Raw genomic sequence first — 306 nt, 5'->3', positions numbered from 1 at the left:
GTTCCAGTACTTCGCGGACAAGCGCGACCTCTACGCGTTTATTGCCGACATCGCCAGCCAGCGAGTCCGCTCCTACATGGAGGACCTGATCCGCGAGCTGGACCCGAACCGGCCGTTCTTCGAATTCCTCACCGACCTGCTCGATGGCTGGGTCGCCTACTTCGCCGAGCATCCTCGGGAACGTGCGTTGCATGCTGCGGCGACCCTGGAGGTCGACACCGATGCCCGCATCAGCGTGCGCAGCGTCCTGCACCGCCACTACCTGGACGTGCTACGGCCGCTGGTGCGCGACGCGCACGCGCGGGG

General features: G+C 66.3%; 1 pseudogene. It reads left to right on the top strand.

The features are described from left to right. Window positions 1–306: pseudogene (locus BST12_RS29830) on the top strand (TetR/AcrR family transcriptional regulator); the annotation flags it as partial.

The organism is Mycobacterium angelicum (genome assembly GCF_002086155.1).
GTDB classification, from domain to species: Bacteria; Actinomycetota; Actinomycetes; order Mycobacteriales; family Mycobacteriaceae; genus Mycobacterium; species Mycobacterium angelicum.
Note: the sequence above shows the minus strand (reverse complement) of the source record. Positions and strands in the feature narration are given on the sequence as shown.